This is a genomic window from Micrococcus sp., assembly GCF_030523875.1.
Classification (GTDB): domain Bacteria; phylum Actinomycetota; class Actinomycetes; order Actinomycetales; family Micrococcaceae; genus Micrococcus.
On sequence record NZ_JAUNHR010000004.1, the window covers coordinates 6,517 to 17,646 of the forward strand.

Annotated in this window: 10 protein-coding genes; 1 reads left to right on the top strand and 9 read right to left on the bottom strand. The window is 75.3% G+C overall.

Annotated elements, in window-relative coordinates; translation table 11 throughout:
- Nucleotides 1-144: 144 nt before the first annotated feature.
- A complete protein-coding gene (locus Q4D18_RS01145) occupies nt 145-636 on the top strand; it encodes a MarR family winged helix-turn-helix transcriptional regulator (RefSeq protein WP_303124962.1) in 492 nt (163 codons plus the stop codon).
- Here Q4D18_RS01145 and Q4D18_RS01150 read toward each other — a convergent pair.
- From Q4D18_RS01150 to Q4D18_RS01190, 9 genes are all read right to left on the bottom strand, one after another.
- Entirely contained in the window at nt 626-2,626 is a 2,001-nt protein-coding gene (locus tag Q4D18_RS01150) for a M13 family metallopeptidase (protein WP_303124964.1), read from the bottom strand. The two genes, Q4D18_RS01145 and Q4D18_RS01150, sit on opposite strands and share 11 nt — an antisense overlap.
- A 197-nt stretch (nt 2,627-2,823) precedes the next feature.
- Nucleotides 2,824-3,306 carry an SRPBCC family protein gene (locus tag Q4D18_RS01155; protein WP_303124966.1) on the bottom strand — a complete coding sequence of 161 codons (483 nt, stop codon included), beginning with the start codon at nt 3,304-3,306 and terminating at the stop codon, nt 2,824-2,826.
- Nucleotides 3,307-3,377: 71 nt separating this feature from the next.
- The gene (locus tag Q4D18_RS01160) at nt 3,378-4,052 is read right to left on the bottom strand and encodes a DNA-3-methyladenine glycosylase (RefSeq protein WP_303124967.1); all 675 of its coding nucleotides are present in this window, start codon (nt 4,050-4,052) and stop codon (nt 3,378-3,380) included.
- Complete coding sequence (gene panC, locus Q4D18_RS01165; RefSeq protein ID WP_303124968.1) at nt 4,049-5,065, bottom strand: pantoate--beta-alanine ligase; 1,017 nt, start codon at nt 5,063-5,065, stop codon at nt 4,049-4,051. Before panC ends, Q4D18_RS01160 begins: the two co-directional genes overlap by 4 nt.
- Before the next feature lie 98 nt (nt 5,066-5,163).
- Nucleotides 5,164-5,850, bottom strand: coding sequence for a DUF3618 domain-containing protein (locus tag Q4D18_RS01170; RefSeq protein WP_303124970.1), 687 nt, complete (start codon nt 5,848-5,850; stop codon nt 5,164-5,166).
- Nucleotides 5,847-6,206: a phage holin family protein gene (locus tag Q4D18_RS01175; protein WP_303125038.1), complete on the bottom strand. Its 360-nt coding sequence runs from the start codon at nt 6,204-6,206 to the stop codon at nt 5,847-5,849. Before Q4D18_RS01175 ends, Q4D18_RS01170 begins: the two co-directional genes overlap by 4 nt.
- A gap of 131 nt (nt 6,207-6,337) precedes the next feature.
- The gene (locus Q4D18_RS01180; protein ID WP_303124972.1) at nt 6,338-7,159 is read right to left on the bottom strand and encodes a hypothetical protein; all 822 of its coding nucleotides are present in this window, start codon (nt 7,157-7,159) and stop codon (nt 6,338-6,340) included.
- A 181-nt stretch (nt 7,160-7,340) separates the two neighbouring features.
- Nucleotides 7,341-8,633, bottom strand: a complete 1,293-nt coding sequence (locus Q4D18_RS01185) for a glycerophosphodiester phosphodiesterase family protein (protein WP_303124974.1) — start codon at nt 8,631-8,633, stop codon at nt 7,341-7,343.
- Nucleotides 8,634-8,794: 161 nt separating this feature from the next.
- Complete coding sequence (locus tag Q4D18_RS01190; protein ID WP_303124976.1) at nt 8,795-10,957, bottom strand: alpha/beta fold hydrolase; 2,163 nt, start codon at nt 10,955-10,957, stop codon at nt 8,795-8,797.
- Nucleotides 10,958-11,130: the final 173 nt, after the last annotated feature.

Below are 11,130 nucleotides of genomic sequence, written 5' to 3' on the forward strand. Positions count from 1 at the left end.
CGGCCCGCCCCGCGCGGACCTCCCCCGCCGTCCGTGCGCGCCCCGCCGCCGCGCGCACCACCCGGATGCGGGCCGGCGCCTCCCTGGGCGCCGCCGCCCTCGCCGCCGGGGCCGTGTACGGCCTCGCCGCAGGACGGTCCCGCCGTGGCTGAGTCGGATCCGCGCCCCGGACCCACGGACGAGCTGGCGGCGGCGGCCGGGGAGCTCGAGGACGCCTTCGGGCGGCTCGTGGTGCAGCACCGCCGCACCGTGATGCGCCAGGCCGAGGCCGTGAGCCCGGGACTGGCGCTGGGCGCCATGAAGGCGTTCGTGGCCGTGTGCCACCACGGGCGGATGACCCCCTCGGCCCTGGCGGACCACCTCCTGATGGACCGCGGGCAGGTCTCGCGCACGGTCCGCGAGCTGGAGGGGCTGGGCCTCGTGAGCCGCTCCCCGGACCCCGAGAACCGGCGTCAGACCCTGGTCACGCCCACCGACGAGGGCCTCGCCCGGCTCGACCGGGCGCGCGGCGGGGCCCCCGGGGAGGGCCTGCGCCGCGCGCTGTCCGGATGGGAGCCGGACGAGGTGCGCGCCCTCGCCACCCTGCTGCGCCGGTTCGTGGCGGGCTGGGGGGACGAGCCGCCGGTCACCAGATGACGACGCGCTCCTCGGGCGCCAGCCACATGGCGTCCCCCTCCCGGGTGTCGTACGCGGCGTGGAAGGCGTCCAGGTTCCTGGCCACCTGGTTGCAGCGGAACTCGTTGGGCGAGTGGGGGTCCGAGGCGATCCGGGTGACCATGGCCTCCGGGCGCGTCAGCTGCCGCCACACGGCCGCCCACGCGGCGAAGAACTGCCGGTCCCCCGCCGCCTCGTCGTCGCCCGTGCCGCCCTGCTCCTCGCGCCAGATCTCGAGGGCGCGGTAGGCGATGCCCAGACCGCCGAGGTCGCCGATGTTCTCCCCGAGGGTGAACTCGCCGTTCACGCTGCGGTCCGGCGCCTCCGCGGGGGACAGGGCGGAGTACTGCGCCACCAGCCGTCCCGTGCGCTCTGCGAAGGCCTGCCGGTCCTCGTCCGTCCACCAGTCGGACAGCCGGCCGGAGCCGTCGTAGCGGGCGCCCTGGTCGTCGAACCCGTGGCCGATCTCGTGGCCGATCACGGCACCGATCCCGCCGAGGTTCGAGGCCATGGAGCGCTCCGGGTCGAAGAACGGCGGCTGGAGGATGGCCGCCGGGAACACGATGGCGTTCTCCAGCGGCGAGTAGTAGGCGTTCACCGTCTGGGGAGTCATGTGCCACTCCTCCGGGTCCGGCCCCTGCTCGATCTTCGCCAGGTCCCGGTCCCACTCGAAGCGGGCGACGGCGCGCGCGTTCTCCACGAGCTCCCCGGGGGTCACCTCGAGGGCGGAGTAGTTCCGCCAGGCCTTCGGGTGGCCCACCATGGGCCGGAACATCGCGAGCTTCTCCAGCGCGCGCTGGCGCGTCTCCTCACCCATCCAGTCCAGGGACTCGATGGAGCGCCGGTACGCCTCCAGCAGGAGGCCCACCAGCTCGTCCATGGCCTCCCGGTGCCCCTGCGGGAAGTGCCGCTCCACGTAGAGCCGGCCCACGTCCTCGCCCACGCCGCCGTTGACCATGGCCACGCCGCGCTTCCACCGCGGGCGGACCTGCTCCGTGCCGGCCAGCCGCCGCCCGTAGAAGGAGAAGTTCTCCTGGACGAACACGTCCGGCAGGAAGGAGGAGCGGGAGCGCACCACCTGCAGCGCCAGCCACGCCCGCCAGTCCGCCAGGTCCGCGGCGGACGGGCCGGCCAGCAGACCCTGCACCCCCTCGAGGAACTCCGGCTGCCACACCACCACCTCGTCCGCGCGGGAGCCGCCGGCCCCGATCCCCTCGAGCCACGCCGGGGCCAGGGGGAACAGGGCGAGCAGCTGCTCGCGGGAGAGCAGGTTGTAGCGGGCCACGGCGTCGCGGGAGCGCACCACGTCCCAGTGCGCGGCGGCGATCCGCGTCTCGAGCGCCACCACGCGCTCGCCCAGCGCCACGGCCCCCGCCTCGTCCCCGCCGATCCCGGCCAGGGCCAGCACGGCCCCCACGTGGGCGGTGTACTGGGCCAGGATGTCCGCGTAGGACTCCTCCCGGTAGTACGACTCGTCCGGCAGGCCGAGGCCGCCCTGGAGCAGGTGCAGCAGCATGCGGGAGGGGTCGCCGGCGTCGTTCAGCGCGCCCCCGTTGACCAGCCCGGACACGCCCACGCGCTGGAGCTCGCCGCTCAGACGCAGCAGCTCCTCGGGGGAGGCGACGGCGGCCACCGCGTCCAGCTCGGCACGGATCGGCTCGACCCCGCGGGCCTCCACCGTCTCCTCGTCCATGAACGAGGCGTAGAGCGCCGCGATCCGGCGGCGGGCCGCGCCGGAGGCGTCCTCGGCGTCGTCGCCCTCGGCGGGGGCTCGCCCGCCGTCGGTCTCGCGGACGGCATCCTCGGCGATCCGGCGCACCGCCAGCTCCGCGGCGTCCCGCAGCTCGAGGAACGCCCCGAAGGCGCCCTGGTCCGCGGGGATCTCGTGGGTGTCCAGCCACTCCCCGTTGACGTGGCGGTAGAGGTCCTCGCGGGGCGAGGGGGCGTCGGCGGTCTCGGCGGTGGCGGTCATGGGACGTCCTTCCGGTGGCGCCGCGGCGGCCCGGCGGGGGCCGTGTGCGACGGGGGTCACGTGGTCTCCGTCCGCACTCTAGCCCCGCCGTCCGGGAACGGCCGGGGGACGACGACGGGCGCGCACCCCGGGCAGGGTGCGCGCCCGTCGTCGTGGCGGTCCCGCTCGGGGACCGGCCGGTCAGGCGCAGAGGCCGATCAGGCGACCGCGGAGGCCAGGTTGGCCAGGGTCTGCTCCATCTGCTCCTCGGAGATCAGCGGGAAGATGTTCTTCTTCAGCAGCTCCGGGTCCTCGACCTTGGTCCAGTCGTAGGTGAGGGTGACCACGGTGGAGTCGGAGCCGTCCGACTCCAGGGTGTACAGCCACTCCCAGCCCTTGGGCTCGGTGCCGGCCGGGGCGGTCTGCCAGCCGACCATCCGGTTCTCGTCGAACGCGACGACGTGGTTGTCCACCTGGTAGTCGCCGCCCATGTGCTCGGCGTGCATGTTCATGGTGAACACGTCGCCGACCTTCTGGATGCGCTGGGTCTTCTCGTCCGAGCGGATCATGCCGGAGCCGTCCAGCTGCGCGTGGTTCGCCGGCAGCGTCAGGAAGTCGAAGACCTCCTTCGCGGACGCGTCGATGGTGCGGGTCACGGACTGCTTGGTCTCGCCCTGGGGGGTCTTGTTCATCTCGGTCATGGCCGCACCGTACCCAGGGCACGGGGTGCGGCGGCAAGCCCTCGCCCGCGCACCGACGGGCGGGGCGGGGCTCAGTCCGGGACGGCCCGGCCGCGGCGGTAGGCCGAGACGGAGGGGTCCCCCGCCAGGTGGAACCGCCACGGGAACCGCACCGAGCCGCCCTCCCCCGGCACCCCGACGCGCGGGCCCCGCACCACGGACGCGCAGGCGGCGTCGTGGTCCGCGGCGGGCGGGGCGAGGAGGAACCGGGCGGGCGCGTCCGAGGGGATGGGCACCGGCTCGGTCGGCGGCGTGGGCACGACCTCCACGGGCAGGTGGCCCATGTCCAGGGCGATGCCGAGCCCCTGGCCCAGGTTCCCCGGCCCGGAGAGCAGGCGCGCCCCGGTGTCCCGGCCCCGGCGGGCGACGGCGACCTCCCGACCCGCGAGGACCTCGCCGGCGCGCAGCAGGACGCCGCCGGCCTGCTCCTGCGGGTGCCCCACGAGGTTCAGGCACCGGTGGATGCCGTAGTTCAGGTACACGTAGGTGTGCCGCACGGGGCCGAACAGGGCGGAGTTGCGCTCGGTGCGCCCGCGGAAGGAGTGCGCGCCGGGGTCCTCGCCCGCGTTCCCGTAGGCCTCGGTCTCCGTCAGGCGCACCGTCACGGCGCCGTCCGGGGCGGCCACGGTGAGACGGCAGCCCAGCAGGCCCTCGGCGAGGGCGGTCGAGGGGCCGTCGAACAGCGCCGCGAGCTCCTCGGGGCTCACGCCGCGCCCACGGCCGGCGGCAGCACCATGTTGTCGATCAGCCGCACCGGCGGGACGTGAGCCGCCACGAGGGCGAGGGCCTCCCGGCGCAGCGGCTGGCACAGCAGCTCCGGGCCGAGCTCCTCGAGCGTCGCGCGGTCCACCACCACGAGGTGGTCCAGGGTCACGCCCGGCTCGTCCTCCACCATGCGACGGGCCTCCTGGACGTCCAGGATCTCCCCGCCCTCCGCGGCGTCGCGCAGGCCGCGCAGGGCCCGGCTGAGCACGAGGGCGTGCTCGAGGCCCTCCGCGTCCAGGCGCGTGTTGCGGCTGGAGAGGGCCAGGCCCTCGGGCGAGCGGACGATCGGGACGGCGCGCACGTCCACGTCCACGTCCAGGTCGTGGGCCAGGCGGCGCAGGATCGCCAGCTGCTGGGCGTCCTTCTGTCCGAAGTAGGAGCGCAGCGCCGGGACGGCCGGGCGCACGATGTTCCAGAGCTTGGCCACCACGGTGACCACGCCGTCGAAGTGGCCCGGGCGGGAGGCGCCCTCGAGCACCTCGCCCATGCGGCCGGCCGAGACCGTGACGATCGGCGCGTCCGGGTACCCGGGGTACATCTCCTGCACGTCGGGGGCGAACACCACGTCCGCACCGGCGGCGGCCAGCAGGTCCAGGTCCGCCTCGAGGGTGCGCGGGTAGTTCTCCAGGTCCGCGGGGTCCCCGAACTGCAGCGGGTTCACGAAGACGCTCACCGCCACCACGTCGTTCTCCTGCCGGGCCTGGCGCACCAGGGCGGCGTGCCCGCCGTGCAGGGCGCCCATGGTGGGCACGAGGCCCACGGTGACGGAGGCGGCGTCGTGCCCCTCTCCCGCGGCGGCGCAGAGCTCGCGCAGCGCCGCGCGCGTCTCGGCGACGGTGCGGGTCAGACGGGGACGGCCGCCGTCGGAGGCCGGCGCGGGGAGCGCATCCTCCAGGGTCAGACCGGTGCCGGAGGGGACGGGGCGCGGATCGGGGGCGCGGTCGAGGGGGGTCACCGTCCGAGTGTAGGCACGCCGCCCCGGGCCCCGTCCCCGGCACGACGACGCCGCCCGCCCTCCGGAGGGAGAACGGGCGGCGTCGGGCGGTGCGGGGATCAGGCGTTCTTGGCCGTGCCCTTGACCTGCTGGGCGGCGCCCTGGGACTCCGACTTCAGCTCCTGGGCCTTGTCCTGGCCCTCGGCCTTGAGGTGCTCCGCGGACTCCGCGGCGGAGTCCTTGAGCGAGGCGGCGGCCTCACGGGCCTCCGGCTCGACCTGCTCGCGGATCTCCTGGGCCACCTGGGTGGCCTGCTGCTTGGCCTTGTCCAGGAACGGGGCGGCCTCGTCCTTGGCGCGGCGGGCGGCCTGCTGCTCCGCGTCCGAGGACGGGATCAGCGAGCCGATGAGCCAGCCGGCGCCGAGGGCGATCATGCCCGCGGCGAGCGGGTTGCCGGCCGTGCGGCCGCGCAGCTGGGCCGGGGCCTGCTGCACGGCGTGCTGGGCGTCGTCGGCCCACTCGGACACGCGGTCGCCCGCCTGGTCCATGTAGTCGCGGGCCTGGCCTGCGGCGTCCTGGGCGGCGTGCTTGGCCTTGTCCGTGCCGGACGGGCCGCGGTGGTGCTCCGGGGTGCCCATGATGTTCTCCTTCACCGAGATGAAGCCGTCACGAACGCGGTCCGTCTGGCGGCTCACGGCCTTGGTGGGGCTGACCTTCTCCGCCAGGGCGTCGACGTCCTGGCCAAGCTGGTGGCGGGTGCGCTCGATCTCGGCGCGGATCTCGTCGGGGTTGCTGCTCTGGGTCATCGCGTCTCCTTCGCGGGGTTCAGGGTCTCGGGGATCTCCTGAACCGTCTCCTGGGTCTGCGGCAGACCCTTGATCTTCTCCATGTTCTTCTTGCCGATCACGGCCAGGACGGCGGCGACGGCCCCCCACAGGGCGGCCACGATCAGCGCGGCCCAGCCCAGGGGCATGAGGGCGCCCAGCGCGAACATGAGCGCCAGGGACAGGAACATCAGCAGGAAGAACCCGCCGACGGCGGCGCCGGCGAACATGCCCGCGCCCTTGCCGGCCTTCTTCGCGGAGTCCACGGCCTCGGCCTTGGCCAGCGCGACCTCCTGGCTCAGCAGGGTGGTGAGGTGGGTGGAGAAGGAGGCGAACATGTCGCCCAGGGACTCGTTCTCCGCCCGGACCTCGGCCTGCGTGGGCGCCGGCGAGTGGGACCCGGCGCCGGGGGTGGCGACCCCGTCGCCTGCGTGCCGCGGTGCGCCCGCGGTGGGCTCGTACGGGGTGCTCACGCGCGACCGCCCTGGCGGGTCTGGTCGAAGGGCTCGTCCACGGCGCGGCCCGTCACGGGGTCGATCGTGGGGGCGGGCTCGGTGCCGTAGGGCAGGCCGTCGGCCTGACCGGCCGGGCGGGCGGCGTCGTCGCCGGTGTGCGCGGGGATCTGCGAGTCGATGTGGTGCGGGGTCACGTCCGACTGCACGCCCTGCGGCTCCAGCGCACGCTGGGGGGCGCGCTGGGCGGCGGTGCGGCGCACGTCCGCGGCGCCGTCCTGGTCCGCGTCGCGCAGGCCGCGGGTGAGGCGGCCGGCCACGAGGCCCGCGCCGAGCGCGAGGGCGAGGAAGGTGCCGGGCTTGCGGGCCGCGAAGCCGCGCACGTCGTCCAGGAGGTCCGCCGGGCTGGCGGTCTCGAGGCGCTGCGTGAGGGACTCGGCGCGGTCGGCCACGGCCGTCACGGCCTGGCGGACGGCGTCCGACTGCGGCTGCTCGCCGGAGACCAGACGGTGCAGGTCGTCCGTGTAGGAGCGGACCTGACCGGCCACGCGCTCCTGCTGGGACACGGCCTGGTCGCCGACCTGGCCCTGCACGGTGCCCGCGAGGGACTTGACCTGCTGGACGGCCTCGTCCTTGAGCTGGCCGGCCTCCCGCTGGGCGGTCTGGCCGAGGTCCTTGGCCTGCGCCTTGGCGTCCTGGGCCACCTGCTGCGCCTGGTGCTGGGCCTCGTCCTTGGCGGCCTGGGCCTTCTGCTTGGCCTGGGAGTCCTGGCCGTTCGCGTTCTGGTTCGGCGTGTGCGCGCCGTTGTTCTGGGCGTTGCCTGAGCGGTTCTTCGCCATGGTCTGCCTTTCGTGTTCGTCGTCCCGGTCCCGCGGATGTCTACTGATGAGACCGGACTCGGTAGGGATCACCGTAGAGCCGGAACGGACAGGCGGGAAGTCCTGACCTGCGGTGCCGGAGAAAAGAGACGGGGGACACCCCCGGCGGGGCCGGGCCGGAGCGGGGCCCGCCCCGCACGGCTCAGCGGGCGGAGGCGGTCCGGCGACGCGCGGCCAGCAGGGCGCCGGCGCCGAGCACGGCGGCACCGGCCGGGCCCCAAGCGGCGGCGTCGCCGGTCTCGACCTTCTCCGGGACCTCGTGGTCCGCCCCGGACTCCTCGTCCTGCCCGGCGAGCCACGCGTCGCGGGCGGCGACGCCGAGGTCCGGGAAGTCGGTGAAGAAGCCGTCGACGCCGGCGTCGAGGTGGGCCGTGATGAACCCGGCCAGATCGCCGTGCTCGGCGTCGTCCGCGGACGAGCGGAAGTCCACCGGGAGGGAGCCGTTCTCGGCGCGGAAGGTGTAGGGGACCACCTCGAGGCCCGCCGCGTGGGCGGTCTCCACCAGGCCGGTCTCCTCGCCGAGCGTGCCGTCCTCCTGGAGGCCGATCACCAGACGGGCCTCCGGGCCGTACGCGTCCACGCCCTCGGCGGCGGCCGCGGCGGCACCGGCGGGCGTCGTGTAGTACGCGTAGTCGTGGACCGCGTCCCCGGCGGCGACGGCGTCGTACCCCGCGCCCTCGTACCAGAGCAGGAACGCGGTGTCCGCCTCGAGGCCGAGGTTCCGGTTCAGGTCGGAGAGGTTGCCCAGCTCGAAGGACTGCACGGTGGCGCGGCCGTCGGCGCGGTTCAGGCCATGCGCGGTCAGGGCCTCGACGACGCCCTCCTCCTGGGACAGGCCGATGCCGTCGAAGTAGGTGGGGTGCTTGATCTCGGGGATGATCCCGATCTCGCGGCCGGTCTCCGCCGACAGGCGCTCCCGCAGCTGCAGGACCTCCTCGAACGTGGGGACCTCGAACATGCCGTCGTACGCGGCGGAGCCCGGACGGGCCTCGGGCAGACGCTCCTTGGCGCGGAGGGTCTTGAGCTCGGCGAGGGTGAAGTCCTCGGTGAACCAGCCGGTCTGCTCGACGCCGTCCACGACCTTGGTGGTCCTGCGGTCCGCGAACTCGGGACGCTCGGCCACGTCGGTGGTGCCGTCGATCAGGTTCTCGTGGCGGTCGACCAGCACGCCGTCCTTGGTGGAGACCAGATCCGGCTCGATCACGTCGGCGCCCTGCGCCACGGCCAGCTCGTAGGCGGCGAGGGTGTGCTCGGGCCGGTAGCCCGAGGCGCCGCGGTGCGCGACGACGGCGGGACGCTCCGCCTGCTCGATCGGGGCGGGGGTCGGGTCGTACGCGGCGGCGGCCGGCGTCGCACACGCGGCACCCACGGTGACGGCGGCGGCGAGGGCCAGGCCCGCGCGCAGCGGGCGGCGGGTGGTCTGGAGGGCGGTCATGGGGTAGTCCTTCCCGTCGGGAGCTCTGACGGTCCCAGTCAGCCCCGTCCGGGTGGCGGCCGGCCCCCCGCCGGTGAACGCTCGGTGACCGTTCACCGGCCGGGGGGCGACGTCGTCGGGCCCGGACCCTGCCCGCCGCCGATCGCGGAGACCTGCCGCCCTCACTCGCGGGGCCCCGTCAGCCCCAGCGCGGCGGGGAGCTCGGGGGCCTCCTCCCCCAGGACGTGCTCGGCGAGGAAGCCGAGGACCACCTCGTACCAGACCGCGGCGTGCTGGGGGGCGAGGATCCAGTGGTTCTCGTGGGGGAAGTACAGGAACCGGTGCACGGTGGAGCCGTCCTCGGCGGCCGGCAGCCCGGACTTGGCCAGCAGCTCGGTCCACAGGCGCAGGCCCTCGCCGATCGGCACGCGGTAGTCCTTGTCCCCGTGGATCACGAGCATCGGCGTGACGATGTCCTCCACATGCCGGTGCGGCGAGTTCGCGAGCATCATCTCCTCGCTCATCTCCCGGCCCCAGTAGAAGGCGGCGTCCGTGGTGGGACCGAAGCCGTCGAGCGCCCACAGGGACGCGTGCGTGACGATCGCCCGGAACCGGTCGGTGTGCCCGGCCACCCAGTTGGCCATGTAGCCGCCGAAGGACCCGCCCATCGCCGCCGTGCGGGAGGCGTCGACGTCGTCGCGGGCCTCGGCTGCGTCCGTGAGGGCCAGGATGTCCGTGTACGGCTCGGCGCCCCAGCGGCCCCAGCCGCGCTGGATGAAGTCCCGGCCGTAGCCGGTGGACAGCGCCGGGTCCGGCAGCACCACCGCGTAGCCGCGCGCGGCCATGATCCACGGGCACCACCGCCACGACCATGCGTTCCACGAGCCCAGCGGCCCGCCGTGGATCCAGAGGAGCAGCGGGTGGCCCTCCGCGGGCGCCTCGCCCTCCGGCAGGACGAGCCAGCCGGCCACGCGCGTGCCGTCCTCGGCGCGGGTCTCGATGCGCTCGAGCGTGCCGGGGATCCGGGGGCGCTCGGCCGGGTTCGGGAGGCGCTCGGCGCGGCCGGTGGCCAGGTCGATCCGCGCGACCTCCGGCGGGAACAGGTAGGAGGAGCGCACGCCGTAGAGCGTGGCCCCGTCCGGGGACACCACGACGTCGGCCCACGCCTCCGCCTCCGGCGTCACCCGGGAGACCTCCCCGGTGGCGGCGTCGATGCGGAACACCGGGGCGGCGCCGTCCTCGTCCGCGAGCGCGATCACGGCGGAGTCGTCCGGCAGCCAGGCCACGACGTGGCCCCAGCGGTCCCAGTCGTGGGCGAGCGGGGTGAGCTCCCCGGTGGCGGTGTCCATGAGGTGCAGCCGGGGGTCCGGGGCCTGGGTGGGGGTGGTGTGCGGGGAGCGCACAACGACGGCGCGGGTGCCGTCGTGGCTGATCGGGCCGACGCCCAGGTCCGCGCCGGGCTCCTCCGCGAGGACGGTCTGCTCGCCGGTGACGAGGTCCACGCGGGCGATCCACTCGCGCAGGTCCCCGCGGGCGGTGGCGCGGGAGGCGCCGACGAGCGCGAAGGAGCCGTCCGGGGCCACCTGGACGTCCACGCCGAAGGCGTGCGCCCGCTCGAAGCCGGTGAGGTGGCGCAGGTGCTGCTCGGGGTCGGCGGCCAGGGCGCCGGACCGGGTCGGGGTGGCGGAGGCGGAGGCGTCCGTGGCGGAGGCGCGGGCGGCGTCGTCGTCCTGGGCGTCCTGCGCGGCGGCGTCCGGGTCCGGGCCGTCCGCGAGGACGAAGAGCTCGGGGGCGGCGGGGCCGAGGTCGTGGTCCCAGAAGCGCACGGGGTAGCCGGAGTGCAGGATGGCGTCCACGCCGGCCTCGCTGCGGGTCTTGGCGAGGGCGGCGTGCTCGGCCTCGGTGCGGGCGCCGCGCAGGCGCGGCGCGCCGAGGACCACGGCGTCGGCGGCCGCGGCGCAGTGGATGGAGCTGACCCCGAACGGGCGGGAGAGGACCGCGCGGGCCTCGCCGCGCTCCGGCAGGGCCCACAGGGTGGAGACCTTCTCCTCCCGGCCCGGCGCGGGACGGGTGGAGGTGAAGTACAGGGTGCCGTCCGCGGCGAACGCGGCGCCGGCCTCCCCCTCGAGGCCGCGCGTGAGCCGGCAGGCGGGGCGCTCGCCCGCGGGGTCGACCTCCCACAGGGCGCTCACGTGGCCGGTGGCGTCGTCCTTGAGGGTGGCCACGGTGGTGACCAGGCGCGTGCCGTCCGGGCTGAGGGTCAGGCCGGAGACGCGCGGCAGGGCGGTGAAGTCCGCGAGGTCGGCGAAGGGGTGGTCCGGGGTCGTGCCGTCTGAGGTGGTCATGGTGACCGTTCCTACCGCCCGGTGTGACGGGGGTCAACGCCCAGGGCGGGGCTCAGCCCTCGGCGGACCCCGCGCCGAAGCCGTCGGCCGCGCGCTGCGCCCGGACCTCCTGCAGCTGCGCGCCGAGGGCGTCCACGTAGGCCGGCATCCAGCCGGCCTCGTCCGCGTTCCAG

Coding starts and splice junctions, on each gene's coding strand:
- Q4D18_RS01150 (WP_303124964.1), bottom strand. CDS start 2,626: ATGACCGCCACCGCCGAGACCGCCGACGCCCCCTCGCCCCGCGAGGAC.
- Q4D18_RS01155 (WP_303124966.1), bottom strand. CDS start 3,306: ATGACCGAGATGAACAAGACCCCCCAGGGCGAGACCAAGCAGTCCGTG.
- Q4D18_RS01170 (WP_303124970.1), bottom strand. CDS start 5,850: ATGACCCAGAGCAGCAACCCCGACGAGATCCGCGCCGAGATCGAGCGC.
- Q4D18_RS01175 (WP_303125038.1), bottom strand. CDS start 6,206: ATGTTCGCCTCCTTCTCCACCCACCTCACCACCCTGCTGAGCCAGGAG.
- Q4D18_RS01180 (WP_303124972.1), bottom strand. CDS start 7,159: ATGGCGAAGAACCGCTCAGGCAACGCCCAGAACAACGGCGCGCACACG.
- Q4D18_RS01185 (WP_303124974.1), bottom strand. CDS start 8,633: ATGACCGCCCTCCAGACCACCCGCCGCCCGCTGCGCGCGGGCCTGGCC.
- Q4D18_RS01190 (WP_303124976.1), bottom strand. CDS start 10,957: ATGACCACCTCAGACGGCACGACCCCGGACCACCCCTTCGCCGACCTC.